The following is a 26,021-nucleotide window of genomic DNA, read 5'->3' as shown; positions in this document are numbered from 1 at the left end:
AAAAACCACGTGGCGCACACGATGGCCTTCTACCATCCACGCGCGGTCGCCCCCAGCGGCGGCTTCTACCACTTTTTCCGCGACGACGGCAGCATCTACGACCGCCACACCCGCCACCTGGTGTCCAGCACCCGCTTCGTATTCGATTACGCGATGGCGCACCGGCACTTCGGCGGCCCGGATTACCTGCCCATGGTGCGCCACGGCCTGGCCTTCCTGCGCGAGGTCCACCGCAACCCGGCCACCGGCGGCTACGCCTGGCTGCTGCGCCGCGAGGACGGCGCCACCGAGGTGCTGGACGCCACCAACCATTGCTACGGCCTGGCCTTCGTGCTGCTGGCCTATGCCCATGCGCTGATGGCCGGCGTCGAGGAAGCCCGCCCCTGGCTGGAAGAGACCTGGGCGCTGATGGAGCGGCGCTTCTGGGAGCCCGAACACGGCCTGTACGCCGACGAAGCCAGCGCCGACTGGGCCCAGCTCTCCGGCTACCGCGGCCAGAACGCCAACATGCACAGCTGCGAAGCGATGCTGGCAGCCTTTGCCGCCACCGGCGAACAGCGCTACCTGGAGCGCGCCGAGACCATCGCCTGGAACATCACCCGGCGCCAGGCGGCCCACGGCGACGGCATGATCTGGGAACACTACCGCGCCGACTGGACCCCGGACTGGGACTTCAACCGCGACGACCCCGCCAACCTGTTCCGCCCCTGGGGCTACCAGCCCGGCCATTTCACGGAATGGGCCAAGCTGCTTCTGCTGCTGGAGCGGCATGAAGAACGGCTGGCGCGCGGCAGCCACTGGCTGCTGCCGACTGCCCAGGAGCTGTTCGAGCAGGCCATCGGCCATGCCTGGGACTTGCAGCACGGCGGCATCCACTACGGCTTTGCGCCCGACGGTACTGTCTGCGACGGCGACAAGTACTTCTGGGTGCAGGCGGAATCGCTGGCCGCGGCCGCGCTGCTCGCCGACCGCAGCGGCGACGCCAGCTACTGGACCTGGTACGAGAAGATCTGGGCGTATGCCTGGACCCACTTCGTCGACCATGAACACGGGGCCTGGTACCGCATCCTGACGCCGGACAACCGCAGGATCTCGGACGAGAAAAGCCCGGCCGGCAAGGTCGACTACCACACCATGGGCGCCTGCTACGACGTGGTGCCGCTGCTGGAGCGCAGGCTGGGCAAGTAAGGAGCTTTGTATGCGAGGCCGGCGCGTCCGGCCGACGCTCAGCTGCCCGCGATCGGGCTGCCGAAGATGCCGACGGCCAGCTCGGCCCAGATCAGCAGGAGCGTCAGCAGCAGACCGCCGCCGATGGCGCGGCGCTGCGTCACGGTACGCAGCTTGCGGGTAAGAAGGACGTAGACGCTGCCGATGCCGGCCAGCAGAACGCCGGCGACGAGGAAATCGAGGGAAGTCCAGTTCACTTCGCGGGTAAAGTGCATTGCCGTGAGCGGAATCGCGAGGATAAGGACCGTGCCCAGCAGGACCCGGCGCAGGCTTTTGGCGAGGCTGCCCGCGTCTTGCGAAGCGCCGCCCTTGTTCATTGTACGCATGGCGCAGGGGGCCGGATCAGAGCGGCGTGGTCTGGGCCAGGCTCAGCCCGGTTTTGGCCAGGGCCATCGCCACCGGCAGAGCGCACAGCACCAGCACGACACCGATACGGACACGGCGGGCGCGCTGCTTTTGCTGCGACAAACGTGAGAGGCGAACGCCTTTATCGTGATTCATAACAGCCCTTTCATGTGCATTGAATATGCTAAATCATAATACGCCGGCCCGAAAACCCGCGCCACGAATGGTTCAGCATATCCATATCCATTGTTTTAGCGCATGCTTCCTTGTCTCCCGCCCGCAACAGGCGATCAGGCCAGGCCGCGGGCGACGGCGCGGACCTGCCTGGAACTCGGACGCAGTGCTTGTTCGATGGCGTCGAGCGCCAGTTGCGGACGGGCGGCGCCGCACATGAAGATGTCGACCGCGGCAAAGCCGGCTTCCGGCCAGGTGTGGATGGAGATATGCGATTCGGCCAGCAGCAGCACCCCGGTCACGCCCTGCTCCGGGCCGAAGGTGTGAAAGTGGCCGTGCAGGATGCGCGCCCCGGCCGCCTCGGCAGCGGCGCGCAGCAGGGCTTCGATGCCGGCGGCGTCGAGCAGCGGCGCCGCCGCGACGCCGTGCAGGTCGGCCAGCAGATGGGTGCCGGCGGCGTGGAAGGCCCCACTCATTTGTGGCCGCCGCCGCCCGAATAGCCGCCGCCATAGCTGCCGTGGCCGCCGCTCGATCCCGAACTCCAGCTGCTGCCGCTGCGTCCCGAACCGCTGGCGGTATTGATCAGGCTCACCCAGCAGGCAAAGGTGGTGACGATGGTCACGAACAGCGCATAGAAGAAGTACTTGTTATTCATTCTTGATGAAGCCCGGCGGCAGCAGGAGCGCGACCAGTCCGATCAGGAGCCAGGGCGCGGCGCCGCTGAAATTCAGGATGAGCGGCAGCAGGTTCAGGCAGCACAGCCAGAGCAGGAATTTGCCGGATTGCGATTTCACCGAGGCGCCCTCGCCAACCGGTACCAGCGGCGACGGCAGGTCCTTCGCGCTGAGGCCGAACCAGGCCCGCACCTGGTCGGCGCTGACACGCGACGAGCGCGACCAGGTGAACTCCTCGGGACCCAGCTCGCCGGCAAGGCGGGTCTGGCCATGCTGGTACTCCGAGACGCGCACGGTGTCGCCCGCCGCCACCTTCCAGTTGAAGGCGCCGAGCGCCAGCTCGACCCGCGCGGTGTAGTTGTACAAATGAGTGTAGGTAGCGCCATCCAGACGCACCGCCACGGCGCCGGCCTCGGCCGGCCATTCGTCCATAACGTCGGCGCGCCACCAGCCATCAATGGTCTCGACCAGCCAGGAAAAGCCTGCGCGCGGATTGAACAGCAGGTATTCGGTCCAGCGATTGGCTTCGTCGTCGGCGCGCAGCATCGCGCCCAGCACCTGCACCTGGCGGCCGACGATGGTGGCGCTGCTGCCGAGCGGGATGGTGAAGCGGTGCTGGCCGGCGGCGTCGCCCGCTTTCAGCACCTGCACCGCCGGCGTGGCGGCATCCAGCTCCGAACGGCAATTCTGGCAGATCACGTTGGCGGTCACGCCCGGCAGGTAATTGACCGCGGTGCCGCACTGCGGGCATTGCAGCGACGAGGCCTTGCCGCGGTAGCGGCCGGCGCTGGCCTTGATCGCCTCGTCGTCGCGCAGCAGCTGGCAGCCCATCTGTTCGAGGGTGACGGCGCTGCCCGCATACAGTGTGGGCTTGTCGCCGTCCGAATAATCGAGGGTGACGAAGGCACGTCCCTGGCGCAAGTCGGCGACGCGCGCTTCCCACCCTTCGCCGACGCGGAACGGCAGTTCGCCCTGGCCGCCTATGCAGCGCGCGACCCGCTTCTCGGCCGCGATGAAGTGAGTGCCTTCCAGTTCGAGCTCGCGGCCCGGGCGGACCATCTCGAAAGCCGGATAGGCCGCGCCCAGCGGACGTTCGGTGGTGATCACGTAGCGCCCGGACGAATCGCCCAGCCAGCCGTTGCTGCCGTCGTCGAACAGCAGGAACCACTCGTTCCAGATGCCGCTGGCGTAGCGCAGCTGGATGCGGCCGATCGCCGTGAAGCCGCGGCCGCCGGCATTGCCGGCCGTGCCGATCTGGATCGGCGAATAGTCTTCCAGCACGGCGGACATCTTGCCCAGGTCGCGCACCGAGTCGGCGTCCTTGACCACGGTGGCGTGGCAGAACTCGCACACCGCCATGACGGAAGCGTGCGACTTGAACGCGAGCGGCGCCCCGCAGCTTGGACAGGCGATGGTCTGCATGCGTCCTGGCTTAGCCGATCAGCTTCTTCAGCAGCTCGGCCTTGGTGCTGTCGTAGTCGGTCTGCGATATCAGGCCCTTGTCGAGCAGGCCTTTCAGCTTGCCGAGGCGCTCCTCGATCGAGTCCGCAGCGGGCGAAGCCTGCGCTGCGGCCGGCGCCGCCGCGGGCGCGAACGCCCCGCTCAGGCCCTGGGCCATGGCCTGGCCGACCGCCATGCCGGCGCCCACGCCGGCGCCGATGCCGGCCACGCCGCCCTCGTTCTGGGCCGCCAGCGGGATGCTGCTGGCCACCTGGAACTGGGTGTAGGTGCCCATCTGGCTTTGCGACAGGGTGCTCTTCATGCCGGCCGAGATGCGTTCGTCCAGCGCCGCCTGCAGTTCTTCCGGCAGGCTCACGCTGGCGACGTTGAACTCGTCCAGCTCGATGCCGTAGCGGGCAAAGGCGGCGCCAAGGTCGCCGCGCACCTGCTGCGCCATCAGCGCCTGGTTGGCGGCCATGTCGAGGAAGGCCACCTGCGACGAACCCAGCGAGGTCGCCATGGTCGCCAGCATGATGCCGCGCAGCTGGTCCTCGACCTGCTCGCGGGTGTAGGACTCGCGGGTGCCGCTGATCTCGGTGAAGAAGCGGCGCGGGTCCTGCACGCGGTAGGAGTACATGCCGAAGGCGCGCACGCGGACCATGTCGAAGTCCTTGTCGCGGATCGTGATCGGCTGCGGCGTGCCCCACTTGCGCCCTAGCTGCACGCGGGTACTGAAGAAGTAGACGTCCGACTTAAAGGGCGAGTCGAACAGCTTGTCCCAGTTCATCAGGTTGGTCAGGACCGGCAAGGTGCGCGTGTTCAGGGTGAAGGTGCCGGGCGTGAAGACGTCGGCGATCCGGCCCTCGTTGACGAACACCGCCACCTGCGACTCGCGCACCACCAGCTGTGCGCCGTTCTGGATTTCGAAATCCTGCATCGGGAAGCGCCAGGCCAGCACGCCTTCGCTGTCCTCGTTCCACTGGATGACGTCAATAAACTGCTTCTTGATGAATGAGCCGAGAGACATGGCGGACTCCTTTATTAGGAAATACAACCTGCATTCACAATGCCGATCGACAGCGAGATCGCGCCCAGCAGGCCACCGAAGGCGCAGTTGTCGGCTTCGATCTGCTCCTTGGCCATGCGCAGCAGGCGGGTGGCGATGACATACACGAGCAGCTGCACGACCAGGGCGCCGAAGGCCCAGCCCGCGAACTGGTAGTAATCCATGGTGTGCACCAGGCTCGAGGCGATTGTCGCCGAAAAACCGAGCAGGCTGCCGCCCAGCGAGAGCGCGGCGGCGCCGTTGCCCTGGCGGATCAGCAGCACCTCGTTATAGGGCGTCACCCGCGTGTACACCACAAAAAATGCCAAAACCAGTGCGACAGCCGTAAAAAGATGCAGCAGATAGTTTAGGATGGCGGGCACTCGATTCTCCCAAGAAATAGCCAAGATGACATCGGCATCTTAGCGCAAAGAGGTTCAATGACCAAAAAAATTCTGATCCTGTCGGTATTCGTCGTCGCGTCCTGCGGCCTGGCCTACGAGCTGATCGCCGGCGCCCTGTCCAGCTACCTGCTGGGCGACTCGATCCTGCAGTTTTCGACCATTATCGGCTGCTACCTGTTCGCGATGGGCGTCGGCGCCCACCTGTCCAGGTATGTAAAGGACGAGGACGTGCTGGCGCGCTTCATCGACATCGAACTGGCCGTCGGCCTGATCGGCGGCGTCTCGGCGGCCCTGTTGTTCATGACCTTCTCGTGGATGGCCGCCCCCTTCCGCACCCTGCTCTACGTGCTGGTGTTCCTGATCGGGATGCTGGTCGGGATGGAGGTGCCGCTGGTGATGCGCGCCCTGAACGCGCGCCAGACCGAGTTCTCGGAACTGGTGAGCCGGGTGCTGACCTTCGACTACCTGGGCGCGCTGGCTGTGTCCCTGCTGTTCCCGCTGGTGCTGGCGCCCCAGCTGGGACTGGTGCGCACCGGCTTCCTGTTCGGCATGCTGAATATCGGCGTGGCCTGCTGGACCCTGCACGCCTTCCGCCGCGAGCTCAGCGACCTGCTGGGCCGCGCGCTGCGCGCCGGCGCCGTGCTGTTCGTGCTAGCGCTGGGCTTCGGCCTGTCGGACCGCATAGTGGCCTGGGGCGAGCACGGCCTGTTCGGCGACGACGTCGTCTACTCGACCAGCACGCCCTACCAGCGCCTGGTGATCACGCGCTGGAAGGACGACCTGCGCCTCTACATCAACGGCAACCTGCAATTCTCCTCGCGCGACGAATACCGCTACCACGAGGCGCTGGTGCACCCGGCGCTGGCCAGCCTGCCCTGGGCGCGCAGCGTGCTGGTGCTGGGCGGCGGCGACGGCCTGGCCCTGCGCGAGATCCTGCGCTACCCGAACATCAAACAGGTGACCCTGGTCGACCTCGACCCCGCCATGACGCGCGCCTTCACCACCCGCCCGGAACTAGCGGCGCTGAACAGGCATTCCTTCTCCGACCCGCGCGTCAAGGTGGTCAATGCCGACGCCGCGATCTGGCTGCAGCAGAACGGTGCCATGTTCGACGCCGCCATCGTCGACTTCCCGGACCCGTCCAGCTTCGCCCTCGGCAAACTGTATTCCGTGCCCTTCTACGGCATCCTCAAGAAGCACGTGGCGGAGAACGGCCTGATCGTGGTGCAGTCCACCTCGCCCTTCTTCGCCCCGCACGCCTATTGGACGATCGAAGCCACCCTGCGCGAGGTGGGCCTGCACACCCGGCCCTATCACGCCTATGTCCCTTCCTTCGGCGAATGGGGCTTCATCCTGGCGTCGCCGCGCGAGGGCTACACGCCGCCGACCAGCTACGGCCTGCCGATGCGCTTCCTGAATGGCGAGACCACGCGCGAAATGTTCGCCTTCCCGCCCGACATGCAGCCCCAGGCGATGGCGCCGAACCGTCTCAACACCCAGTCGCTGGTGCGCGAGTTCGAGCACGACTGGCGCAACGTGATCCGCTGATGGACCGCCGCAGCTTCATCCGCACCGCCGGCGCGGCGGGCCTGGCGGCAGGCGCCAGCGCCCTCGGCTTCGCGCGCTGGCAGGAGATCCCCTCCACCGCGCTGTATCCAGGCCGGGCCGAAGGCCACTACCTCCGCGACCGCCGCGCCCTGCCGCCGCCCTCGCAGGTGATCGACACCGACGTCGCCATCCTCGGCTCCGGCATCGCCGGGCTATCGGCGGCCTGGAAACTGTCGCGCGAAGGCCACTACGACTTCCTGATGATCGACGGGCCCCAGCCGGACGGCAATGCGGCCGGCGGCCGCTTCCACACCGATGCCGGCGAGCTCGCCTACCCGACCGGCGCGCACTACCTGCCGCTGCCCTCGCCGGAATCGACCCATGTGCGCGAGATCCTGGCCGACCTCGGCATCATCCAGCGAGACGCCTTCGCCGAGCAGCCGACCTACGACGAACGCTTCATCCTGCACGGGCCGGAAGAGCGCCTGCTGTTCAATGGCGCCTGGCAGGACGGCTTCCTGCCGACGGAGGGCGTGCCGGCCTGGGAGCTGGCTGAACACCGCCGCTTCTTCGCCGAAGTCGAGCGCCTGCGCGCCCTGCGCGGTGCGGACGGCCGGCGCGTCTTCGTGTTCCCGACCGTGCTCTCGTCTGACGACCCGGCCTGGCGCCAGCTCGACACCATCACGCTGAAGCAGTGGCTGGACCGAGAAGGCTACCGCGCGCCGACCCTGCACTGGTACCTGAACTACTGCTGCCGCGACGACTACGGCACCCGCTACGACAAGGTCTCGGCCTGGGCCGGCCTGCACTACTACTGCAGCCGCTGGGGCAAGGCCGCGAACGCCGGCAACGGCGCCTGGCTGACCTGGCCGGGCGGCCTGGCGCCGCTGGCAAAAGCGATGGCCGAACGCGCAGGCGTGCGGCGCCACGCCGGCACCGTGGTGAACGTGAAGCGCACCGCCACCGGCGTCGAAGCGCTGTGCTTCACGCTGGAAGGCGGCGTGGCGCGCAGCTACCTGGTGCGGGCGCGCAAGGCCATCGTCGCGATGCCGGTCTACGTGGCCGCGCGCGTGGTCGAAGGGATGGGCGAACTCGGGTTCGACGCGCGCCGCCACACGCCGGCCTACGCCCCCTGGATCGTCGCCAACTTCCTGATGAAGGACTTCCCGCGCGAGCTGCCGCACGCCCCGCTATCCTGGGACAATGTGGTCTACCAGGAGCCTGGGCTGGGTTATGTGGTCTCGACCCACCAGGACATCCGCGTGGCGCCGCCCGACAAGACCGTGTTCAGCGCCTACCTGGCGCTATCCGACCGCACGCCGGACGATGCCCGCAAGTGGATGATGACAGCGACACCCGACGAGCTGGTGGAAGCGGCCAGCCGCGACCTCAAAACGGCCTACGGCTGGGCCTTCGCGCCCTGCGTCGAGCGGGTCGAGATGACGCTGCGCGGCCATGCGATGGCGGCGCCCCTGCCCGGTTTCCGCAGCAACGCCGGGATGCGCGCCCTACGCGAGGCGGATGGCGCCATCCTGTTCGCGCATGCCGACCTGTCGGGCTTTTCGGTGTTCGAGGAAGCCGCCTGGTGGGGCATCCGCGCCGCCGGCCTGGCGCTGACCTGAGCCGGCCTAGCTGCGGTCAACGATCTTCGTAATGCCGCCCGCGCCGAAACTGAATTCGGAGCGGCCCGTCATTTCGAGCAAGGTCCCGGCGGGCGGGCCGTCCGGGACGTCGGCCGCCAGCCTTCCGCGCCAGGCGATGTCCGCCACCACGGTCTCGCCGTCCAGCGCCAGGCCGGTCACGCGCTGTTCGCGTTCCGAGAACATGCCTTTGGACTGCTCGGCCAGTTGGCGGAAGGCGTCGATGCCTGTGGTCTCTGCGCTCAGCTGGCCGCCCGCGTAATTCTCGAAGCGGACCGCCGGATCGAGCTGGGCCAGCATGGCCTCGATGTCGAAAGCGTTGTAGGCCGCCAGGTAGCGGTCGATCAGGTCCTTCCGGCTTGCAGCGATCATGCGTCCTCCCGGTTAGAAATGCCACACCACGGCCGAGGCATCGTCGGCCTGCTTCACGGCCATGCCGGCGCCGCCCGATGCCTGCTCGTGCTGACGCAATTCTGCCACCACGTCCTCAAGTCCGCCGCGAGCGCAAGCCTGCAGCAGGCTGGCGTCGGTGTACAGGCCGTAGGCATCCACCAGGCGGTAGAAGCCATCGGTCATCACCAGCAGCGTCGAACCCTGCTCGGTGCGCGCCGCGTAACGGCGGGCGGCGAAGGGCCCGGCCGGCGCCAGGCACAGGCTTTGCGGCTGCAAGGCCGTATTCTGTTCTTCGCGGCGGCGCCGCAGCATGGGCAGCAGGCGTTCGCGCCGCGCGGCCGGATCGGCTATGCCTTCGCGGACCAGCGCGGCGATGGCATCCTGCACCACCGCCTCCTGCGGATTGGTCCAGGGGTCGAGATCCTGCACGCTGCCGTCCGGCCGCCGCAGCAAGGCCTTGCAGTCGCCCAGGCAGTACACGATCAGCTCGGACCCGGCGCCCGCCGGCATGATGCGCACCCAGGTCATGGCCGCGATCGGCCAGGCGTAGACCGGCACGGCCAGCCCCGCGGTGCGGTCCTCGAATTCGGCGCGCACTACGTCGACCGCGCTGCGCACCGCCTGCTCCTGCGACACGCGCTGCGCCAGCGAGGCGCCGAAGGCGGCGCTGAAACGCCGCACGAACCAAACGACGTCGCCGCCCGCGTCTATGTAATCCTGCTGCGCGACCGAGCTGGCGCCGTCCAGCACCACGATGTCCGCCAGGCCGTCCTGCTCGAATACCGCTACACGATCCTCGTTGGCGTGCCCTTCGGCACCCGAGGACACTGAAGTCCAACCCATTCCTCACACTCCCGAAATCATTGCCTTAACTATAGAACAATTTCCGGTTGGAATGTTAAAGGACGGTGACCACGACCCGGCGCCGGTGCGGCGCCGTCCGGTGCTCCCACAGGTAGATGCCCTGCCAGGTGCCCAGCAGCAGGCGGCCGCCGCCGACCGGCACGCTCAGGGAGGTAGCGCTCAGGATGCTGCGCGCGTGGGCCGCCATGTCGTCCGGGCCTTCGGCATCGTGGCGGTAGGCCGGATCGCCGTCCGGCGCCAGGCGCGCCATCACGGTCTCGAGGTCGCCCCGCACGTCGGGATCGGCATTTTCGGTGATGGTCAGCGAGCAGCTGGTGTGCTGAACGAAAAGGTGGGTCAGGCCGCAGCGCAGCCCGGACGCGGCGACGGCGTCGGCGACCGCGGCGGTGATGTCCGTGGTGCCGCGCCCCGTGGTCGCGAATTCGAGGATGGTCTGGTAAGTCATGGCGTGCCAGCTTAGCACCGCGCCGGCACCGCTGCCACACTCAAGCCTTGTCGACTTTCATGCGCAGACTGAAGCCAGCCACCATGCGATGGCTGCCGTCGGCCTGCTTCTGATGCGGGCCGATGGCGAGCGTCATCGGCTCGCCCAGTTTGGCCACCATGCGCGGCGAAGAGACCAGTTTGCCGTCGCAGACCAGCTTCATCTGCACGCTGACGGTGGCGCCGGCGCCTTCGGCCAGGGCCAGGTCGGCCTCGCAGTCGTGGCCTTCGCCATCGCGCAGGCCGGTCATATGATGGCTGCCGGCCGTCAGCACCTCCTGGTGCTTCGCGGGGCCGCCGTCGATGCTCAGGTCCATCGCCAGCCGGTACTGGCCGCTGCCGCCGGCCGGCTCGCCGGTGGCCGCCCATCCCAGGCTCGCGCCGGCGATGGTGAAGCCGGACAGCAGCAGGGCGATGGCGATGCGCGCGCGGCGCGGGGAAACGTGGTCCTGCAGATGCATGATGCGCTCCTTGATGGGTGAAATGGCCTGCATGGTGCAGCCGACCGGCAGGCTGGCGGTCGTGAGGGTCTTCAGCAATGCGTTGGCATAGGTGCGTGGCGAATGCAGGCCGCTGCCCAGCACCGCGCTGTCGCAAGCCAGTTCCTGGTCCGCCAGGAAGCGGCGCCGCGCGGGGGCGGCCAGCGGATGGAACCAGAACAGGCAGGCCAGCAGCGCGGCCAGCGCGTTCCACCACAGATCGCCGCGGCGCGCGTGCATGCGCTCGTGGGCCAGCACGGCGGCCTGTTCGGCAGGGTCGTAGCGCTGCTCGAAATCGGCGGGCAGCACGATACGTGGATTCATCAGGCCGACCAGAAGCGGCCCCGCATCCGGGCGCATGCTCAACCAGGCGCCGCCTGGCCCCGGGCGCAGCGGACCGAGCGCGCGCAGCAAGGCGCGCTGGCGCAGCGTCTGGGCCACGCCGCTAGCGACTGCGCCGGCCATCCATGTAAGCAGGATCACGGTGGAATAAGGGGTAGCGTTTGCCGGCGGCGCGGCCGCGAGCAGCACGCTGTCGGCCGCCGCCGGCGCATCGAACAGGGCGACCGCCGGCGCCACCACCTGGTGCCGCGGCCAGCAGCACAAGGTCAGCGCGATCGGCAGCGCCAGCCACAGCCCGTAGACGGCGGCGGCGCCGAGCCGTGCGCGCAGCGGGCCGCGCAGCAGCATCAGCAGCCCGGCCAGCAGCGTGAACACGAGGGTCGCCACGCCCAGGCGCAGCAAGAGCAGCGCAAAGAGGTCAGCGTTCATTTGTCCAGCCCGTCGATGAGTTTGCGCAGCTCGGCCAGGTCTTCCCTGCTGAGCGAATGACGCGCGCTGAAGTGGGCGACCAGGGGCGCGACCCGCCCGCCGAACAGGCGGTCCAGCACCGAGCGGCTCTGGGCGTCGACCCAGTCGGCGCGCTGCAGCACCGGCGAATACAGGTAGCGCCGGCCTTCGTACTCGGCGCGGATCACGCCCTTCTTCAGCAGGCGGTTGAGGAAGGTCTTGATGGTCGCTTCCTGCCACTCGGCGCTGCCGGCAAGCGCGGCGACGATCTCCTCGGCGCTGCGCGGCGCAGCGGCCCACAGGACTTCCATCACGAGGGATTCGGCATCGGTGATCGGCGGCTGCTCGGACATGTCGGCTCCGTTTACGTTTGTAATCGGAGTCGATGATTACACGCGTAATCGACAGTGTCAAGCGGCCCGGTCGCGCCGGGTCAGTCGCGCTGCAGCTGCGCCAGCAGCCCGCGTGCCTGCTCGGCCTGGGCAAAGCGCATGTCGCCGGCTGCCAGCGCCTCCAGCTCCTTGCGCGCGCCGGCGCGGTCGCCGGTCTTCGCCATCGCCGCCGCCATGTGGTAGCGGATGTCGCGCGCCTTGGGCGCCAGCGCGTGGGCCTTCTGCAGCAGCATCAGGCCGCGCGCGCCGTCGGCCTTGGTGGTGCCCTTCTCGACAAGGATCCAGGCCAGCGTGTCCATCACGTCGGCTTGCTCGCCGGCGTGCTGGTAGGCCGCTTCCGCGGTCGCCTGCGCGCGGGCGTCGCCCAGCTCCTGGTAGGCCAGCGCCAGGTTGTTGAGGGCGACGGCGTTGCCGGGCTGGCGCTTGAGCACCGCTTCAAGGCGCGTCGCGGCCTGCTTGAAGTCACCCTCCGCCATCAGGGTCTGGGCCTTGTAGGCCATCGCGCGGACGTCGTCCGGGTGCGCCGCCAGCCAGCGCTCGAAACGCTGGACGGCCTCGGCGCGCCGGCCGGACTGGCGCAGCGCGTCGTCGATCTTGATCGCCAGTTCGTTGGCGGGATTCAGCTTGAAGGCGCGCTCATACAGGGCCAGCGCCTCGGCCGTCTGGCGCTTGGACATCAGGATGTCGCCCTGCAGCTGGTAGCCGGCCGCCGCCTCCGGATGGCGGCGCTGCAGCTGCTCGGCCACCAGCAGCGCCAGGTCGCGCGAACCCTTGCGCACGTACAGCTCGGCCAGCGCCACCTGGGCCGAGGGGAAGTCGGGCTGGATTGCCAGCACGCCCTTCAGTGCGTCCTCGGCCTGCACCGGCTGGTTCAGCACCAGCGACAGCGCCGCCACCTGCATCAGCGCCTGCGCCGAGCGCGGCAGCGCGAAGGACAGCTTGCGGTAGGTCTCCAGCGCCTCGCTCCGCTCGCCGTTCGCCAGCTGGCTCTTGCCCAGCAGGTCGAGCAGGTCCGGATTGTCCGGGTGGCTCACCTGCAGGGTGCGCGCCAGCTTCAGCGCCTTTTCCGGCTGGCTCACGCGCAGGTACTGGCCGATCAGGTTGACGGCCGGGCCGACCGCGTTCGGATCGACGGCGGCCGCCTGTTCCAGCCAGCGCGTGGCCTCTTCCGGCTTGCGGGCGGCGTCGGCGAGCGAGGCCAGCATCGTCAGGGCCGGCACGCTGGCCTTGTTCTTCGCCAGGAAGTCGGTCATCTGCTGGCGCGCCAGCTCGGGGCGCTTCTCATCCAGCGCCAGCTGGACCAGGTCGGCGGCGGCCGCGAAATACGTCGGGTCGATCGCCAGCGCCTGCTGCAGCGCGGCGCGCGCTTTGGCGGGTTCGTGGCGCGCGATCGCCACCAGGCCTTTCAGTTCGTGGACTACCGCGTTTTCCGGCTGCACCCGTTCGAGCGCCTGCACCGCCTGGCCGGCGGCGTCGAAGTTCTGCAGGCGCAGCTCGGTGCGGATCAGGGCCACCGCCGCTTCCGCCGAATCGCGGTCCAGCGCGATCGCCGCCTGCAGCTCGCGCAGGGCGCGCGCGGTGTCGCCCTTTTCCAGCCGCGACAGGCCGAGCGAGGTGCGCAGGCTGGCGGACGCCGGATCGAGGGCGCTGGCCTTTTCGAACAGTTCGGTGGCCTGGGTGAAGTCGCGCGAACGCATCGACGATTCGCCGGCCAGCGCCAGCAGCTGGGAATCCTTGTAGCCGCTGGCCGCGGGATTGTTCAGCATCGGTTCAAGCGCTTCGCGCGCTTCGCGGCTGTGGCCACTGCCCAGCAGGCTCGCCGCCAGCATCTTGCGCGCGTACAGGTTGCCGGGCGTGCGTTCGAGGTAATGGCGGAAGTGATGCTCGGCCAGGTAGTAGGAACCGAGCCGCAGGTTGACCACGCCGGCCAGCAGCACGCTGGGCATGTGTTCGGGCGCCACCCGCAGCACCTTCAGCAGCGAGTCGTGCGACTCCTGGACGCGGCCGCGCGAGAAATCGAGCAGCGCCTGGGTATAGGCCACCAGCACGCTGCCGGGCGCCAGCTTGAGGGCGGAATCCAGCTCGGCCTGGGCCATCTGGAAGCGCTCCAGGCCGATCGCGGTGTAGGCCTTTTCGACGTGCGCCGAGCGGTGCTGGGGCTGCAGCGAAAGCACCTTGTCGTAGATGTCAAAGGCTTGCGCGCCCTTGTTCTCCGCGCGCAGCAGCTCGGCCTCGAACATCAGCGCGTCGATATGCCTGGGGTCGCGCGCCAGGATGCGCGCGGCCCAGGCGTGGGCCGTGGCCGCGTCGCCGTTCAGGTAAGCCACGCGGCCCATGCCGATCATCGCGGCCGCATCGTCAGGGCGCAGCTGCAGCGCCTTCTCGTACAGCGCGCGGGCGCGGTCCTGCTTTTCGAGGGCCAGCCAGGCGTCCGCGCGCGGCGCCAGCAGCGCGCCGCGGGCATCGTCGTCGGTGCCGGTCTGGTCCAGCGCCTTCTGGTATTCGGCCTGCAGGTTCAGCGAGCGCGCCAGCACCGCCAGCGCGGCTTCCTTCGGATAGCCCTGCTCCAGCGCCAGCCGCGCTTCCTTCTCGGCCGTCAGGCCATCGCCCAATTCGTAATAGGTGGCTGCCAGCAGGAAGCGGGTCTCGGCGTTGCGCGGCTCCTTTTCGAGCGCATTCTTCAAGGTGATCACGGCGCTGTGCTGGTCGCCGCGCTGGCGGAAGGCCTGCGCCTTCGCGCGCAGCTCGGCGCCGGATTCGCCCTGGCAGCCGGCCAGCAGGGCCGGCAGCAGCAAGGCGGCCAGCAAAGCCGGCATCGAAGGAATGCGTCGGGATGGTGTGAGGGAAGCGGGCATCGGCAATCGCCGCCGGAATCGGCGCTCGAAATCAAAAGCGTATTGTCGGGTCGGCATCGACAGGCAGGCAAGCTAAATTTCCGCGGTGAATCTTCTTGACCACGCGGGTCGGACAGCCTCCAGTGACGGAAAACTTTACAGTTGCGTACATCGGACAACTTAACCTGAAGTCAAGTGCCTGATTTACAAGTAAAGTTAATCTGTGGCATGATTAATGCTTGAACAAAGATAAAAACCAGGTCACCGGGGGATCCGTGAAAAAAGCACTCAAGTTCGTCTTTGGCGCCATCGCGCTGTTCGTTGCCATGGGCGCCCACGCGGGCGGTATCAGCGACACCGGCGTCAACGCCTACTGGGGCTCGGACAGCCACGGTTACGGCGACGTCATCGGCGGCAGCACCTACGACATCCAGGGCGCCACCATCAGCCGCGTCGGCAACGTGCTCACCATCGCGATCGCCACCAGCTTCGCCGGCCACGCCGGCATGGATGCGAACATCACGCCCGGCGGCATCGGCTACGGCGACCTGTTCCTGGCCCAGACCTGGAATCCCTTCGGCACCGACGCCCACCACGCCAGCGACAACGACAACAACGGCACTCTGTGGTCCTATGGCTTCGCGCTGGACAACCGCTACAGCAATACCGGCGGCACCTTCAAACTCTACCAGCTGAAGGGCAGCAACAACGACGCCAACGTGATCGACTCCGAGAAGTTCATGGGCTGCACCCTGGGCAGCGCCTGCTACTACCGCAACGGCCAGGCAACCGCCGTGAAGACCCAGAACAACGCCGCCAACGTCGCCTACACCGGCACGACCGGCAGCTGGACCGTCACCGCGAACAAGGAAATCAAGTTCACGATCACGCTGGCTTCCACCTCCGACCTGCTGAAATACAGCTCGCTGGCCATGCACTGGGGCGAGACCTGCCAGAACGACGTGATCGAAGGCCAGGTCAGCCTGGTGCCGGTGCCGGGCGTGCTGCCGCTGACCGGCCTCGGCCTGGTGATGCTGGGCATGTCGCGCCGCCGCCGCGCCCGCGCCGTTTAAGCACACCTTGCCGAACGCCTGACAAAGCGCTCAGGGCAAGGCGCACCGTCGAAGACAGTACGCCAGTACGGCGAGACGGTGCAACGCCGCCATGGGCGGTTTGTCAGGCGCTCGGGCCGCCGACGATCCTGTCGCGGCCTCCGTGTTTGGCTTCATAGAGGCGCCGGTCCACCATCTCGATGAAAGCGCGCGCGCTGTCGTACGCACCGGGCACGATGGTGCCCACGCCCATGCTGCAGCTCACCCAGTCCGACACCGCCGACGCGCCATGCGGAATCGCCGCCTGCGCCAGCAGCTTGCGGCAGCGCCGCGCCACTTCCTGCGCCGCCAGCACGCCGGTTGCCGGCAGCAGCAGCGCGAATTCCTCGCCACCCAGGCGCGCGCACAGATCGCGCGTGCGCGAGGCGGAGTCGTCGAGCACCTTCGCCACCTGGCGCAGGCAGGCATCGCCCTGCGGGTGGCCGTGGTGGTCGTTGTAGGCCTTGAACAAGTCGATATCGAGCAGCACCAGCGACAGCGGCTGCGCGGTCACGCGCGCCTTGGTCCATTCCACCTCGAGGATGGTGTCGAACATGCGCCGGTTGGCCACCTTGGTCAGGCTATCCTGGTAGGACAGCGCTTCCAGCTCCTTCTGCAGCTGCAGGATCTTGTCCTCGGCCTTCTTGCGCTCGCTGATGTCGAACATGAAGCCGACCAGGGCCTGTGGGCTGCCGTCGGGATTGCGCACCACGTGCACGACGTCGCGGATCCAGACGAACTCGCCGTCCGCCGTCAGCGCGCGGTAATCGGCCTCGTGGTCGGCGCCCTGCATCGACTGCGCCACGCAGAAGTCCACCGTCTTCTGGCGATCGTCCTCGTGGATGCGCGAAGCCCAGTCGTTCACCGTCTGCCAGCTGTCCTGGCGCCACCCCAGCACCTGTTCGATCTGCGGACCGATGTAGGCGAACTGCATGGTCGCCCACTCGATCTTCCAGGGAATCGCCCTGGTCGATTCGAGCAGGGTGCGGTAGACATTGGGATCGTTCGAAAACGGATTCATGCCGCCTCCCCTTTCAGCGCGCGTTCGTACAGGGCCAGCAGCTCTTCGGGACGGTCGTAGGCGATGCGCAGGCCGGCGCGCAGCTCGCGCCGCATCAGGCGGATCATCTGCTCGATCACGGCAGGCGCGAAATCGCCGGCCGGCGCACCGCTCACTTCGGCCAGGCGCCCGGCGATCACCGGCGCATCGCTGACCAGCGGGCAGACGCGGTAGCCGTAACGGCCGCCGATACGTTCGGGCGGCAGGTCCATGAAGCGGTCCGCCGTCTGCCGGAAGAAGTCGAGTGTCAGGCGGTAGGCGTTGCGGCCCAGGACCGGGACGTCGTCCGGCACCGGCGCACCGGCGTCCAGCTCGGCCAGCGAGGTCGCCAGCGGCAGCAGCTTGTGCACCTGGTACTGCTGCATGTGCGGGTTGCCGGCGCGGACCAGGTTGGCGATCAGCTCGCCCAGCGAGGCATGGCCGATGATGGCCGCCTGCTTGGGCAAGCCGCCCCAGACGCCGTCGGCGCCGCGCAGCAGGGCTTCGATGGCGGACGCGTTCTCGACGCCGGCGCCGGCATGCACGTGCACCAGCAGCTTCTTCGGCGGGCAGGCCTGATCGAGAAAGAGGCGCGCGATCGCCACATAGGCGCCGACCTGGAACGGGAAATAGGTGCCGCGGTCGTCCTCGATGCTGACGCCTTCCACCGCCGCCTCGCCCGTCAACAGCTCGAGCATGGCGCAGGTGCGCTCCAGGCTTTGCGCGAAGGCGTCGCAGCCGTCGACGATGTTGATCAGGATGCGCGGCGCGCCGCCATGGTCGCCGGCGATGTTTTTTGCCGTCCAGGCGATGCTGGCCTGCAGGTCGCGCCGCAGCTCGGCCACGCCGTAGCCGGCGCCGTACACTGCCAGCATGCCGGCGTCGCTCAGGTAGATTTCGTGCAGGGTGTTCGGCACCGTGTAGGTCTGCAGCTTCAGCTGCGAAGGCGAAGGCTGGAACACGCCCTCGGCATCGACCTTGCCGATGTCGGTGAAGGCGAAGCAGCCCGTCATGTCGACCCCGTTGTCGCGCAGCCAGGCCATGAAATCGTCGTCGACTTCCGGTTCGTCCGGCAGCGCGTAATCGAGGCTGCCGAGATGGATGTTGCGCATGCCGAATTCGCGCAGTTGCGGCAGGATGCGCAGCTTGTCCTGCAATGTCTGGCCGATGCCGGAACCGACCGGGTTCTCGCGCAGCGACAGGTCGATCAGGTAAGGGTCGATATCCTGCAGGCGTTGCAGCTGGCGCAGCGAATCGGCCATCAGGACATGCGCGTCGGCCAGCGCATCGGTGAAGTTGGACATTATCGGCTCACAAACGAATGGGAGCCGGATATCTTACCGGAATTGCATTGACGAAAGTTAAATGATGTAAAGATGTCGCTGGGCGGCCACGTTCAATCGCCCAGGTAAGCCAGCAATCCTTCTGCCAGCGCATCGAAAGTGACGCGGCAACGCGGGCTGTTGCGCAAGTCCTCGTGCATCGCCACCCAGGTGTCCAGCTCCAGGGAGAACTCGGGCGCCAGCACACGCTGCAGCGGCGGTTCGCGGCGGGCCAGCGGCGCCTGGCAGAAGCCGATGCCGGCGCCGGCGCGGATCAGGGCCAGCTGGGCCAGGTCGCCGTCGGTGCGGAAAGCAAAGCGCTCGCGCCCGAACACGGGAATCCGCTCCAGCGCCTGGCGCACATAGGGCGTGAGGCTGTCGTAGCCGATCACGGCGTGGCGGCCCAGTTCCTCGAGCGTCGCCGGCAGTCCGTGACGCGTGACGTAATCCGCGCTCGCATGCAGGCCCAGTTCGATGCTGCCGATGCGCCGCGCGACCAGCTGGTCCTGGGTCGGCGGCGCCATCCGCACTGCGATATCCGCCTCGCGCTGCAGCAGGTCCTGCATCTGGTTCGACAGCACCAGCTCGATCTTCAATTCCGGATAGCGCTCGTGCAGGCCGCGCAGGATGGGCGGCAACACCTCGACGCCGATCACTTCGCTGGCCGTCACCCGCACCACGCCGCGCACGCCGTCGCCGACACTGGCCGCGGCCCGCTCCAGCGCCGCCGCCGAACTCTCCATCGCTTCCGCATGCGGCCGCAGGGCCAGCGCGGCATCGGTGGCCAGCAAGCCGTTCTGCGAGCGGGTGAACAGCAGCAGCCCCAGCGCCGCCTCCAGCGCGGCGATGTGGCGGCCGACGGTCGGCTGGGCCACGCCCAGTTGGCGGGCGGCGCCGGACAGCGAACCGCTGCGCAGCACGCCGAGGAAGGAGCGGTAGAGCTCCCATTCGATGGTCGAGATCATGCATGAATGTATACCGGATGGCACATGCCATGCAATTCCATTTAATCGCGCCGGCCCGTAATCTGTAGCCATCGACAACACGGGAGGCGAAATGAACACGACGAACACGGCATTGGTACTGGGTGCGGCAGGCGGCATCGGCGGCGAGGTCGCACGGCAGCTGCGCGCGGCCGGCTGGCAGGTCAAGGCCTTGCGCCGCGGCCTCGACCAGGAAGGACCGGGCGCCGACGGCCTGCACTGGCTGCGCGGCGATGCGATGCTGGCGGCGGACGTGCTGCGCGCCGCGGAGGGCTGCAGCGTGATCGTCCACGCCGTCAACCCGCCCGGCTACCGCGACTGGGACAAGCTGGTGCTGCCGATGCTGGCGAACAGCATCGCCGCCGCCGAGGCGCAAGGCGCGCTGGTGGTGCTGCCGGGGACGGTCTACAACTACGGGCCGGACGCCTTTCCCGTGCTGCGCGAAGACTCGCCCCAGCATCCGGCCACGCGCAAGGGCGCGATCCGGGTCCGCATGGAAGACGCGCTGCGTGCCTACGCCGCGCGCGGCGGCCGTGCGTTGGTGGTGCGCGCCGGCGACTACTTCGGGCCGCGCGCCGGCAACAACTGGTTCGCCCAGGGCATGCTCAAGCCTGGGCGCCCGCCCCGCTTCGTGCTGAACCCGGCCCGCCGCGGCGCCGGCCACCAGTGGGCCTATCTGCCGGACGTCGCGGCCACGATGGTGGCGCTGATCGAGCGGCGCGCGCGGCTGGAGGCCTTCGCCGACTTCCACATGGCCGGCCACTGGGACGCCGACGGCGACGGCATGGCGCAGGCGATCGGACGCACGCTGCAGCAACATGGCGGCCGCGCGCCGTCGACGATCCGCTTCCCATGGCTGCTAGCGCGCCTGGCGGCGCCCTTCGACGCCACCATGCGCGAGCTGCTGGAAATGCGTTACCTGTGGGAGCGGCCGGTCCGGATGGACAACCGCAAGCTGCTGGCCGTGCTGGGCAGCGAGCCGCACACGCCGCTGGACGAGGCGGTCGAGGCGACCATGGCCGGACTGGGCTGCCTGCCGCCGGCCGCGCCGGCGCTCAGGGACGCAGTCCGTAGCGGTCGATGAAGGCCTTGACGCCGTCCGGGTGGGCGGCGAGCCAGCGCTCGTACTCGGGACGGTAGGATTCCTTGTAGAGCAGGACGAAGATGGCCGGCTCCAGCTGGCCGTCGCGCGCCAGGCCCTGCATGGCCAGCAGGGCCGGGTCGGCCGGCTTGTCGCCGTCCTTCGCCCCCATTTCGGCGGCGACCTGCATGGCCATCGTCCAGGCGCCCAGTTCGATCTCGAAGGCCGACGGTTTGGCGACGGCGCTGGCCGTGCGCGCATTCGCCTCGCTCGCCGCCAGCGCAAGCCGCATTGCGCTGTCGAAGGGTGTCGAGGCTTTTTGCAGGCCTTCGTCGATGCTGATGGTCGCCTTGCCGTCCGCGCCGATGGCGACGCTGGCGCCGCGCCGCAGGCCCAGCGCCTTCAAAGGATGGCCGGCGAGTTTGCGCAGGCTGGTGAGCTTGTTCCAGCTCGGCAGCTGGGATGGATCGGCTGCGATGCCCGACAGCAGGGCGCGGTCGGCATCCACCAGCTTGCCCTGCTGCCCGAGTGCGTCGGACAGGAAGCGCCAGGCCTGGCCATTGCGCGGCTCGATCTCGGTAGCGCGCCGGAACAGCGGCTCGGCCCTGGCCCAATCGCGCTGCGCATACCAGCAATCTCCCGCGCCGACCCAGGCGCTCGAGAACTGCGGGTCGAGCCGCATCGTTTCCTCGTACTTCTCCAGCGCGGCCCCGAACTGGCGGCGGTAGAACAAGGCCTCAGCCTCGCTCGAGGTCTTGGCGGCGGCCGCATTCGGCCGGTGCAAGGGGGCCGGCGTGGCATCCGAGACCGTGCGCAAGACCTCCAGCGCCAGCGGATCGGCGGGCGACAGGCTCAACGCGGCGCGCGCGAAAGCGTCCGCCTGCTTGCGCAGCATGTCGACCTGCTCGGGCGTGGCCGTATCCGCTGCCATGAGATACACGTGCGCCACCGCGGAAAGCGGCGCCGAGGCCTTGGGCGCGGCCTCGGCGGCGGCTTTGAACTTGGCCAGGGCATCCGCCAGCTTGCCCTGCGCGGCGAGCGCCCCGCCCTCGCCCACCAGGCTGGCGCAAGCGCCGGCGCAGGCGGGATCGGTTTGTCCGTGGGCCAGGGGTAAGGCCAGCGCCAGGGCGGCGGCCAGCAGAATCTTGCGCATCATCGGTTCTTTCGAGGAACAAAACACCGATGCTACCCGACGCGGGGCAGCGCAAAATCCTTCAAATGTCACATGGCCGCTTACTGCTGCAGACGCGGCCCGGAAACCTTGCGGAAGTCCGCCAGGTGCGAGGAAGGAATCAGGTTGACTTCGGCCGAATGGAAGTGCTCGCACAGCGGGCGCAGGGCGCCGTGGTCCGGCTTCCAGCAGGCTGCCTGTTCGCCGTCTTCGTAAATGTCGACGACCCAGCCGGCGCCGCCGATGGTCTGCACGATGCCGCTGACGCCGCCCTCGAAGGACGCCGGCAGGTCGAAGGCCAGGCGCAGCACGGTCGCATCCGGCAGGCGCGGATACGGCGTCGTATAAAAATCATACAACTCGGCCATCGGCCAGAACAGCGCCAGCACCTGCTGCAACACCGCTTGCGTGTTGTCCTTGCCACGTCCGGTGACGACGATGCGCACGCCGAGGCGCAGCCATTCTTCGCTTGCCGCCTCACAGCGTTCCAGGGTTTCGACGTTCAGCATGGCAGTGCACTCCGGTAGATTGACGCTCGTCATACTACCCGGAGTGCAAGCCCAGATGCTCACAAAAAATCACAAGACGGCGATTCTCTTGCCGCCGGTTGTACCTACGCCACGGAAGGCAATTTTGGCAACAGCTTGTCGAGTGTGATCGGATAGTCACGCACGCGCACGCCGGTGGCGTTGTAGATCGCGTTGGCGACCGCCGCGCCGACCCCGCAAATCCCCAGCTCGCCCACGCCCTTGGCCTTCATCGGCGAGGAAATCGGATCGGTCTCGTCGAGGAAGACCACTTCCTGGTGCGGGATGTCGGCATGCACCGGCACCTCGTACATGGCAAGGTCGTGGTTGATGAAGCAACCGATGCGCTTGTCGACCACCAGCTCTTCCATCAGGGCAGCGCCCACGCCCATCGTCATCGCGCCGATCACCTGGCTGCGCGCCGACTTCGGGTTCAGGATGCGGCCGGCCGCGCACACGGCCAGCATGCGCCGGACGCGGGTCTCGCCGGTGATGGCGTCGACCCCGACCTCGACGAAGTGGGCGCCGAAGGTCGACTGCTGGTACTTCTTGTCGAGGTCACCGTACTCCATCTTGTCCTCGGCATTCAGCTCGCCGCCTTCGGCCGCCTGGCGCAGCGGCAGGCGCTTGCCGCCGGCACTCACCATGCCGTCGCTGAAGTCCGCCGTGGCCGGATCCAGGCCCAGTTTCTGCGCCACCATCTCGCGCAGCTTGACGCAGGCCGCGTACACGCCGGCGGTCGAACTGTTGCCGCCCCACTGGCCGCCCGAACCGGCGGACACCGGATGGTTCGAGTCGCCCAGGCGCACCACCACTTTATCGAGCGGCAGTCCCATCATCTCGGCCGCGGTCTGGGCGATGATGGTGTAGGTGCCGGTGCCGATATCGGTCATGTCGGTTTCGACCGTCACCTGGCCGTCGCGTTCGAGGCGCACGCGCGCCGCCGACTTCATCACCAGGTTGTTGCGGAAGGCTGCCGCCATGCCGTAGCCGATCAGCCAGCGCCCTTCGCGCATCTGGCCCGGCACCGGGTTGCGCTTGTTCCAGCCGAAGCGTTCGGCGCCCTGGCGCAGGCAGTCGACCAGGCGCCGCTGCGAGAACTTGCGCCCGGGCTTTTCAGGGTCGACGCTGGTGTCGTTCACGATGCGGAACATCACCGGGTCCATCTTGAGCTTTTCCGCCATCTCGTCGATCGCGATCTCCAGCGCCATCAGGCCCGGCGCCTCGCCCGGCGCGCGCATCGCGTTCCCTTCCGGCAGGTCGAGCTTGGCCAGGCGCAGCGCCGTGTAGCGGTTCGGTCCCGCATACAGCAAACGGGTCTGCTGCACCGCCGTCTCCGGCTTGCCGTCCGGGAGGTCGCCGGACCAGCTTTCGTGCGCGATCGCCGTGATCCGCCCTTCCCGCGTGCAGCCGATGCGGATGCGCTGGATGGTGGCCGGGCGGTGCGTGGTATTGTTGAACATGATGGCGCGCTGCAGCGCCACCTTCACCGGGCGTTTGGCCTGGCGCGCGCCCAGCGCCGCCAGCAGGGCCTCGGAACGCAGGAACAGCTTGCCGCCGAAGCCGCCGCCGATGTAGGGAGACAGCAGGTGCACGTTCTCCTCGGGGATGCCAAGGGTTCTGGCCATGTCCTTCTTGCCCCAGTTGATCATCTGGTTGGCGGTATAGACGGTCAGCTTGTCGCCTTCCCATTTGGCGATGGAGGCGTGCGGCTCCATCATCGCGTGCGACTGGTCGGGCGTGGTGTAGACGGCGTCCAGCTTGACCGGTGCGCTTGCCCAGGCAGGTTCGAAGCTGCCGACTTTCGACTCCGGCTTCTCTTCCTTCTTCGCGATCGGCGCGCCAGCCTTGACCTTGGCCAGGTCGTACTCGCCCTTCGTTTTCGCGTACTCGATCTTCACCAGGCCGGCGGCGGCGCGCGCCTGCTCGAAGGTCTCGGCCACCACCAGCGCCACGGCCTGGTGGTAGTGCTCGATCTCGGGCCCGCCCAGCAGGATGGCAGTGTTCATCTTGCCCTTGCCCAGCTTGCCGGCCGTTTCCGCGGTGACGATGGTGATCACGCCCGGCGCACGCTTGGCCGCGCTCAGATCCATGGAGACGATGCGGCCCTTGGCGATACCGGCGCCGACCACCCAGCCGTAGGCCGCATCCGGGATGGCCTGGTTCTGCTCGTAGGCATAGGGTGCGGTGCCGGTGGTTTTCAAGGGGCCGTCGATGCGGTCGGTAGGTCGGCCGACGATCTTCAACCTGTCGATCGGGTTGGTGCCGGCGGGTGTCGTGAATTTCATGTCTTATCCCCCATGTCTTTGCCCCTTTTTGCGTCGAGCAGCAGTCCGTCCAGCGTGCGCTGCACGAGCGTGACCTTGAATGCGTTGTCTTCGTTGACGCGGGCGTTGGCCAGCAGCTGTTCGGTCACGGCCTTGCCGCCACGCGGCAGCTGCTGCTCGGCGGCCGGCAGGCGCCAGGGCTTGTGGGCGACGCCGCCCAGCGCCACGCGGCCGCTGCCGTCGCGCTGCAGGACCGCGGCCACCGACACCAGCGCGAAGGCATACGAGGAACGGTCGCGCACCTTCTGGTAGAAGTGGCGTCCGCCCAGCGGCTTCGGCAAGGTGACGGCGGTGATCAGCTCACCCGGCGCCAGCACGTGCTCGATGTGCGGCGTGTCGCCCGGCAGGCGGTGGAAGTCGGCGATCGGGATCACGCGCCGGCTGCCGTCGGCCTTCACGGTTTCGACGGTCGCATCCAGCAGCCGCATCGCGACCGCCATGTCGCTCGGGTGGGTGGCGATGCAGGCCTCACTGGTGCCGACGATGGCGTGGTGGCGGTTGAAGCCGCCGATCGCCGAACAGCCGCTGCCCGGCGCACGCTTGTTGCAGGGCTGGTTGGTGTCGTAGAAGTAAGGGCAGCGGGTGCGCTGCAGCAGGTTGCCAGCGGTGGTCGCCTTGTTGCGCAGCTGCGGCGAAGCGCCGGCCAGCAGGGCCCGCGACAGCACGGCGTAGTCCTGACGCACGCGCGGGTCGGCCGCCAGGTCGGTGTTGCGCACCAGGGCGCCCACGCGCAGGCCGCCATCCTGGGTCGCCTCGATCCTGTCCATGCCGATCCCGTTCACGTCGATCAGGTGCGTCGGCGTCTCGATCTCCAGCTTCATCAGGTCGAGCAGGTTGGTGCCGCCGGCGATGAAGCGCGCGTGCGGCGTGGCAGCAGCCGCGGATGCCGCTTCGGCCGGCGTCTTTACGCGCTGGTAGGTGAAGGCTCTCATGCTTTGCCCCCTGCGCCGGCGACTTCGCCGATCGCTTCCATGATGTTCGAATAGGCGCCGCAGCGGCAGATGTTGCCGCTCATGCGCTCGCGCATTTCCATCGGCGACAGCAGCGGCCGCGCGTTGAGATCGGCGCTGACGTGGCTGGGGATGCCGCGCTGGACCTCGTCCAGCATCGCCACCGCCGAGCAGATCTGGCCCGGCGTGCAGTAGCCGCACTGGTAGCCGTCGTGCTTGACAAAGGCGGTCTGCAGCGGGTGCATGCGCTCGGGCGTGCCCAGGCCTTCGATGGTCGTGATCTCGGCACCCTCGTGCATCAGCGCCAGGCTGAGGCAAGAATTGATGCGGCGGCCATCGGCGATCACGGTGCAGGCGCCGCACTGGCCCTGGTCGCAGCCCTTCTTGGTGCCGGTCAGGTGCAGGTGTTCGCGCAAGAGGTCGAGCAGGGTCGTGCGGGTGTCGACCTCCTTTTCGTAGCGCTGGCCGTTGACGCGCAGCGCCACTTTCGACAGCACCGGCGGTGGCGACGCGGCGTCTTTCTGCGCGGCGGCGCCTGGGGTTTGGGCGGCGGACGCGCCGGGCAATGCCGCCGCCGTTGCCGACAAGGCGCCCGCGATCAGCAGATCGCGCCGCGCCGTATTGATATCTGGATGGTCGTCCATGGCCTTGCTTCCTTTCGTCTTGGGTCGCGCCGCCATCTTAAGACGATTTGACGAATTTACCGCACACTCTTCAGAGGCGGCCGTCCCGCACCTCAGCGGTGCGGGCCAGTCTCGGTCTTGTCCGGTAGAATTGCCGGTTTGGCCACGATTCGACA

General features: G+C 68.0%; 26 protein-coding genes. 5 read left to right on the top strand and 21 right to left on the bottom strand.

Annotated elements, in window-relative coordinates:
• The first annotated feature begins 21 nt into the window (after positions 1–21).
• Entirely contained in the window at positions 22–1,188 is a 1,167-nt protein-coding gene (locus AC07PE_RS10975) for an AGE family epimerase/isomerase (protein ID WP_498764764.1), read from the top strand.
• A gap of 38 nt (positions 1,189–1,226) precedes the next feature.
• On the opposite strand, the gene AC07PE_RS10970 is transcribed toward AC07PE_RS10975, so the two are convergent.
• The 7 genes from AC07PE_RS10970 to AC07PE_RS10940 form a co-directional block, all read right to left on the bottom strand.
• The gene (locus AC07PE_RS10970; protein ID WP_498764142.1) at positions 1,227–1,553 is read right to left on the bottom strand and encodes a hypothetical protein; all 327 of its coding nucleotides are present in this window, start codon (positions 1,551–1,553) and stop codon (positions 1,227–1,229) included.
• A 16-nt stretch (positions 1,554–1,569) separates the two neighbouring features.
• On the bottom strand, positions 1,570–1,728 hold the full coding sequence (locus tag AC07PE_RS10965; protein ID WP_498764140.1) for a hypothetical protein: 159 nt from the start codon (positions 1,726–1,728) through the stop codon (positions 1,570–1,572).
• Between the two features lie 134 nt (positions 1,729–1,862).
• Positions 1,863–2,222 carry an adenosylmethionine decarboxylase gene (gene speD / locus AC07PE_RS10960; protein WP_498764138.1) on the bottom strand — a complete coding sequence of 120 codons (360 nt, stop codon included), beginning with the start codon at positions 2,220–2,222 and terminating at the stop codon, positions 1,863–1,865.
• Positions 2,219–2,401, bottom strand: coding sequence for a hypothetical protein (locus tag AC07PE_RS10955; protein ID WP_498764136.1), 183 nt, complete (start codon positions 2,399–2,401; stop codon positions 2,219–2,221). The genes speD and AC07PE_RS10955 overlap by 4 nt, the downstream gene beginning before the upstream one ends.
• A complete protein-coding gene (locus tag AC07PE_RS10950; RefSeq protein ID WP_498764134.1) occupies positions 2,394–3,842 on the bottom strand; it encodes a DUF4178 domain-containing protein in 1,449 nt (482 codons plus the stop codon). Before AC07PE_RS10950 ends, AC07PE_RS10955 begins: the two co-directional genes overlap by 8 nt.
• Positions 3,843–3,852: 10 nt before the next feature.
• Positions 3,853–4,887: an SPFH domain-containing protein gene (locus AC07PE_RS10945; RefSeq protein ID WP_498764132.1), complete on the bottom strand. Its 1,035-nt coding sequence runs from the start codon at positions 4,885–4,887 to the stop codon at positions 3,853–3,855.
• A gap of 14 nt (positions 4,888–4,901) precedes the next feature.
• A complete protein-coding gene (locus tag AC07PE_RS10940) occupies positions 4,902–5,288 on the bottom strand; it encodes a DUF350 domain-containing protein (RefSeq protein ID WP_498764130.1) in 387 nt (128 codons plus the stop codon).
• A gap of 57 nt (positions 5,289–5,345) precedes the next feature.
• Between AC07PE_RS10940 and AC07PE_RS10935 the strand changes: the two genes are divergently transcribed.
• On the top strand, positions 5,346–6,857 hold the full coding sequence (locus AC07PE_RS10935) for a polyamine aminopropyltransferase (RefSeq protein WP_498764128.1): 1,512 nt from the start codon (positions 5,346–5,348) through the stop codon (positions 6,855–6,857).
• Entirely contained in the window at positions 6,857–8,479 is a 1,623-nt protein-coding gene (locus tag AC07PE_RS10930; protein WP_498764126.1) for an FAD-dependent oxidoreductase, read from the top strand. Before AC07PE_RS10935 ends, AC07PE_RS10930 begins: the two co-directional genes overlap by 1 nt.
• A 6-nt stretch (positions 8,480–8,485) precedes the next feature.
• On the opposite strand, the gene AC07PE_RS10925 is transcribed toward AC07PE_RS10930, so the two are convergent.
• The 6 genes from AC07PE_RS10925 to prsT form a co-directional block, all read right to left on the bottom strand.
• Entirely contained in the window at positions 8,486–8,869 is a 384-nt protein-coding gene (locus AC07PE_RS10925; protein ID WP_498764124.1) for a nuclear transport factor 2 family protein, read from the bottom strand.
• A gap of 12 nt (positions 8,870–8,881) precedes the next feature.
• Positions 8,882–9,733 (bottom strand): protein phosphatase 2C domain-containing protein, encoded by an 852-nt coding sequence (locus tag AC07PE_RS10920; RefSeq protein WP_498764122.1) that lies wholly within the window; start codon positions 9,731–9,733, stop codon positions 8,882–8,884.
• A gap of 55 nt (positions 9,734–9,788) precedes the next feature.
• Positions 9,789–10,199 carry a secondary thiamine-phosphate synthase enzyme YjbQ gene (locus tag AC07PE_RS10915; protein ID WP_498764120.1) on the bottom strand — a complete coding sequence of 137 codons (411 nt, stop codon included), beginning with the start codon at positions 10,197–10,199 and terminating at the stop codon, positions 9,789–9,791.
• Between the two features lie 40 nt (positions 10,200–10,239).
• Complete coding sequence (locus tag AC07PE_RS10910; protein ID WP_498764118.1) at positions 10,240–11,487, bottom strand: M56 family metallopeptidase; 1,248 nt, start codon at positions 11,485–11,487, stop codon at positions 10,240–10,242.
• The gene (locus AC07PE_RS10905) at positions 11,484–11,858 is read right to left on the bottom strand and encodes a BlaI/MecI/CopY family transcriptional regulator (protein ID WP_498764116.1); all 375 of its coding nucleotides are present in this window, start codon (positions 11,856–11,858) and stop codon (positions 11,484–11,486) included. Before AC07PE_RS10905 ends, AC07PE_RS10910 begins: the two co-directional genes overlap by 4 nt.
• 80 nt (positions 11,859–11,938) lie before the next feature.
• The gene (gene prsT / locus AC07PE_RS10900) at positions 11,939–14,713 is read right to left on the bottom strand and encodes an XrtA/PEP-CTERM system TPR-repeat protein PrsT (RefSeq protein ID WP_498764114.1); all 2,775 of its coding nucleotides are present in this window, start codon (positions 14,711–14,713) and stop codon (positions 11,939–11,941) included.
• 293 nt (positions 14,714–15,006) lie between these two features.
• On the opposite strand from prsT, the gene AC07PE_RS10895 reads away from it, so the two are divergent.
• A complete protein-coding gene (locus AC07PE_RS10895; protein WP_498764112.1) occupies positions 15,007–15,804 on the top strand; it encodes a hypothetical protein in 798 nt (265 codons plus the stop codon).
• 103 nt (positions 15,805–15,907) lie between these two features.
• Here the strand turns inward: AC07PE_RS10895 and AC07PE_RS10890 are convergent, their stop codons facing one another.
• The 3 genes from AC07PE_RS10890 to AC07PE_RS10880 form a co-directional block, all read right to left on the bottom strand.
• Positions 15,908–16,843, bottom strand: coding sequence for a sensor domain-containing diguanylate cyclase (locus AC07PE_RS10890; RefSeq protein WP_498764109.1), 936 nt, complete (start codon positions 16,841–16,843; stop codon positions 15,908–15,910).
• A complete protein-coding gene (locus AC07PE_RS10885; RefSeq protein ID WP_498764107.1) occupies positions 16,840–18,165 on the bottom strand; it encodes a hypothetical protein in 1,326 nt (441 codons plus the stop codon). The genes AC07PE_RS10890 and AC07PE_RS10885 overlap by 4 nt, the downstream gene beginning before the upstream one ends.
• Positions 18,166–18,257: 92 nt before the next feature.
• Positions 18,258–19,148 (bottom strand): LysR family transcriptional regulator, encoded by an 891-nt coding sequence (locus AC07PE_RS10880; RefSeq protein ID WP_498764105.1) that lies wholly within the window; start codon positions 19,146–19,148, stop codon positions 18,258–18,260.
• A 91-nt stretch (positions 19,149–19,239) separates the two neighbouring features.
• On the opposite strand from AC07PE_RS10880, the gene AC07PE_RS10875 reads away from it, so the two are divergent.
• The gene (locus tag AC07PE_RS10875) at positions 19,240–20,250 is read left to right on the top strand and encodes an NAD-dependent epimerase/dehydratase family protein (RefSeq protein ID WP_498764103.1); all 1,011 of its coding nucleotides are present in this window, start codon (positions 19,240–19,242) and stop codon (positions 20,248–20,250) included.
• Here AC07PE_RS10875 and AC07PE_RS10870 read toward each other — a convergent pair.
• The 5 genes from AC07PE_RS10870 to paoA all read right to left on the bottom strand — a co-directional run bounded on the left by AC07PE_RS10870 (position 20,222) and on the right by paoA (position 25,866).
• Positions 20,222–21,403 carry a tetratricopeptide repeat protein gene (locus AC07PE_RS10870; RefSeq protein WP_498764101.1) on the bottom strand — a complete coding sequence of 394 codons (1,182 nt, stop codon included), beginning with the start codon at positions 21,401–21,403 and terminating at the stop codon, positions 20,222–20,224. The two genes, AC07PE_RS10875 and AC07PE_RS10870, sit on opposite strands and share 29 nt — an antisense overlap.
• A 77-nt stretch (positions 21,404–21,480) precedes the next feature.
• The gene (locus tag AC07PE_RS10865; protein WP_498764099.1) at positions 21,481–21,927 is read right to left on the bottom strand and encodes a hypothetical protein; all 447 of its coding nucleotides are present in this window, start codon (positions 21,925–21,927) and stop codon (positions 21,481–21,483) included.
• 104 nt (positions 21,928–22,031) lie between these two features.
• Positions 22,032–24,233, bottom strand: a complete 2,202-nt coding sequence (paoC, locus tag AC07PE_RS10860; protein WP_498764097.1) for an aldehyde oxidoreductase molybdenum-binding subunit PaoC — start codon at positions 24,231–24,233, stop codon at positions 22,032–22,034.
• Positions 24,230–25,204: an FAD binding domain-containing protein gene (locus AC07PE_RS10855; RefSeq protein WP_498764095.1), complete on the bottom strand. Its 975-nt coding sequence runs from the start codon at positions 25,202–25,204 to the stop codon at positions 24,230–24,232. The genes paoC and AC07PE_RS10855 overlap by 4 nt, the downstream gene beginning before the upstream one ends.
• Positions 25,201–25,866 carry an aldehyde dehydrogenase iron-sulfur subunit PaoA gene (paoA, locus tag AC07PE_RS10850; RefSeq protein WP_498764088.1) on the bottom strand — a complete coding sequence of 222 codons (666 nt, stop codon included), beginning with the start codon at positions 25,864–25,866 and terminating at the stop codon, positions 25,201–25,203. Before paoA ends, AC07PE_RS10855 begins: the two co-directional genes overlap by 4 nt.
• Positions 25,867–26,021: the final 155 nt, after the last annotated feature.

Source organism: Telluria sp. GW821-FHT07G12, from assembly GCF_059418525.1.
The sequence above is the reverse complement of the archived record's forward strand: the minus strand, read 5'-3'. Positions and strand labels throughout refer to the sequence as shown.

Coding starts and splice junctions, on each gene's coding strand:
- paoC (WP_498764097.1), bottom strand. CDS start 24,233: ATGAAATTCACGACACCCGCCGGCACCAACCCGATCGACAGGTTGAAG.
- AC07PE_RS10925 (WP_498764124.1), bottom strand. CDS start 8,869: ATGATCGCTGCAAGCCGGAAGGACCTGATCGACCGCTACCTGGCGGCC.
- AC07PE_RS10935 (WP_498764128.1), top strand. CDS start 5,346: ATGACCAAAAAAATTCTGATCCTGTCGGTATTCGTCGTCGCGTCCTGC.
- AC07PE_RS10865 (WP_498764099.1), bottom strand. CDS start 21,927: ATGCTGAACGTCGAAACCCTGGAACGCTGTGAGGCGGCAAGCGAAGAA.
- AC07PE_RS10905 (WP_498764116.1), bottom strand. CDS start 11,858: ATGTCCGAGCAGCCGCCGATCACCGATGCCGAATCCCTCGTGATGGAA.
- AC07PE_RS10885 (WP_498764107.1), bottom strand. CDS start 18,165: ATGTCCAACTTCACCGATGCGCTGGCCGACGCGCATGTCCTGATGGCC.
- AC07PE_RS10870 (WP_498764101.1), bottom strand. CDS start 21,403: ATGATGCGCAAGATTCTGCTGGCCGCCGCCCTGGCGCTGGCCTTACCC.
- AC07PE_RS10965 (WP_498764140.1), bottom strand. CDS start 1,728: ATGAATCACGATAAAGGCGTTCGCCTCTCACGTTTGTCGCAGCAAAAG.
- prsT (WP_498764114.1), bottom strand. CDS start 14,713: ATGCCGGCTTTGCTGGCCGCCTTGCTGCTGCCGGCCCTGCTGGCCGGC.
- AC07PE_RS10855 (WP_498764095.1), bottom strand. CDS start 25,204: ATGAGAGCCTTCACCTACCAGCGCGTAAAGACGCCGGCCGAAGCGGCA.
- AC07PE_RS10975 (WP_498764764.1), top strand. CDS start 22: ATGGCCTTCTACCATCCACGCGCGGTCGCCCCCAGCGGCGGCTTCTAC.
- AC07PE_RS10890 (WP_498764109.1), bottom strand. CDS start 16,843: ATGAATCCGTTTTCGAACGATCCCAATGTCTACCGCACCCTGCTCGAA.
- AC07PE_RS10970 (WP_498764142.1), bottom strand. CDS start 1,553: ATGCGTACAATGAACAAGGGCGGCGCTTCGCAAGACGCGGGCAGCCTC.
- AC07PE_RS10875 (WP_498764103.1), top strand. CDS start 19,240: ATGAACACGACGAACACGGCATTGGTACTGGGTGCGGCAGGCGGCATC.
- AC07PE_RS10880 (WP_498764105.1), bottom strand. CDS start 19,148: ATGATCTCGACCATCGAATGGGAGCTCTACCGCTCCTTCCTCGGCGTG.
- AC07PE_RS10920 (WP_498764122.1), bottom strand. CDS start 9,733: ATGGGTTGGACTTCAGTGTCCTCGGGTGCCGAAGGGCACGCCAACGAG.
- AC07PE_RS10955 (WP_498764136.1), bottom strand. CDS start 2,401: ATGAATAACAAGTACTTCTTCTATGCGCTGTTCGTGACCATCGTCACC.
- AC07PE_RS10915 (WP_498764120.1), bottom strand. CDS start 10,199: ATGACTTACCAGACCATCCTCGAATTCGCGACCACGGGGCGCGGCACC.
- paoA (WP_498764088.1), bottom strand. CDS start 25,866: ATGGACGACCATCCAGATATCAATACGGCGCGGCGCGATCTGCTGATC.
- AC07PE_RS10945 (WP_498764132.1), bottom strand. CDS start 4,887: ATGTCTCTCGGCTCATTCATCAAGAAGCAGTTTATTGACGTCATCCAG.
- AC07PE_RS10950 (WP_498764134.1), bottom strand. CDS start 3,842: ATGCAGACCATCGCCTGTCCAAGCTGCGGGGCGCCGCTCGCGTTCAAG.
- AC07PE_RS10930 (WP_498764126.1), top strand. CDS start 6,857: ATGGACCGCCGCAGCTTCATCCGCACCGCCGGCGCGGCGGGCCTGGCG.
- AC07PE_RS10910 (WP_498764118.1), bottom strand. CDS start 11,487: ATGAACGCTGACCTCTTTGCGCTGCTCTTGCTGCGCCTGGGCGTGGCG.
- speD (WP_498764138.1), bottom strand. CDS start 2,222: ATGAGTGGGGCCTTCCACGCCGCCGGCACCCATCTGCTGGCCGACCTG.